This window comes from Vreelandella arctica (assembly GCF_037070215.1).
GTDB classification, from domain to species: Bacteria; Pseudomonadota; Gammaproteobacteria; order Pseudomonadales; family Halomonadaceae; genus Vreelandella; species Vreelandella arctica.
The window spans coordinates 1-1,256 of sequence record NZ_JBANSN010000088.1; the positions used below are offsets into that span (position 1 = coordinate 1).

The 1,256-nt window shown below is 52.3% G+C and carries 1 protein-coding gene; it reads right to left on the reverse strand.

Features of this window, described 5'->3' with window-relative positions:
• Window positions 1–30: 30 nt before the first annotated feature.
• Window positions 31–1,196, reverse strand: a protein-coding gene (locus V8L70_RS22775; protein WP_101146782.1) for an IS3 family transposase whose coding sequence is annotated in 2 segments (ribosomal slippage) — window positions 31–935 and window positions 935–1,196 — 1,167 coding nt in all. Because the reading frame shifts where the segments join, the coding sequence is not laid out codon by codon here.
• Window positions 1,197–1,256 lie beyond the last annotated feature (60 nt).

A 1,256-nucleotide genomic window follows, 5' to 3' on the forward strand; every position in this document is an offset into this window, starting at 1 on the left:
TGATCTTACCCAGCAAGAGTGGACACTGGTTTAAGCGATCATTCGGGCTTCAAATACCTCTGGGCTGATCATCCCAATGGCACTGTGCCGCCGTTGTTTGTTGTAGTCTAGTTCAACGTACTCAAACACCTGGCGCCTCATGTCGTTTCGCGTTTTAAATTGCTCCCCATGGATCGCTTCAACTTTGAGACTGTGGAAGAAGCTTTCGGCACAGGCATTATCATAGCAGTTGCCTTTGGCGCTCATGCTGCACTTAAGCTCATACCGTGTAAGCTGCGATTGGTAAAGCATGGAACAGTACTGACTGCCCCTGTCCGAATGGACTATCACGCCTTTAGGCATTTTGCGTTTCCATAGCGCCATTTGTAGCGCGTCACAGACAAGATCGGCCGTCATACGCTCACTCATTGCCCAACCAACCACCTTACGAGAATAAAGGTCAATCAGCACTGCCAGGTAAAGCCAGCCTTCGCCCGTTGCCAAGTAGGTGATGTCACTCACCCACTTTTGATTGGGGGCTGAGGCAGTGAAGTTTTGCGCTAGCAGATTCGGCGCTACTGGCAGCGAATGTCGAGAGTTTGTGGTGGCCTTAAACTTACGTGCTGCTTTAGCGCGCAAACCCTGACGCTGCATGCTGTCAGCCACCGTCTTACGGTTGACCGGCAGCCCATCATCTCGAAGGTCTAGTGCTAATCTCGGAGCGCCTGATCGCCCCTTACGTTGGTGATAAGCCGTCGCCACGCGCTGATCGATAATGGCTTGCTGGCTGCGTTTTGGGGACAAAGCTCCTTCGCGCTGCCGCCAAGCGTAGTAGCCACTCCGAGCGACCCCGACAACATGGCACATACGCTGAACACTGAAAGCCTGGCGATGACGATGGATAAAGGCGTACTTCACTTCAGGCTCTTCGCAAAGTACACCGCGGCCTTTTTTGTGATGGCCAGCTCTTCATTTGCTTCGGCTAATTGGCGCTTCAAGCGGGCGTTTTCTTCTGCCAACGACTGCTCTCGTTCAGAGGTGTCTTGCTGACGCTGCGCTTTGGAGCGCCACTGATAAAGCTGACTCGCATGTATGCCCAGTTCACGAGCCGCTGCTGCCACACCAATGCGATCAGCCAGCGCTAACGCTTCTTGACGGTAGGCATCTGAGTAACGGGTATAAGTTTTTTTCTTCATTGATGTTGTCGATCTTGCCATGGTTCACCTCATCGTAGCGTATTACATTTTTGAGGTGTCTACTGTTACTGGGCAAGACCA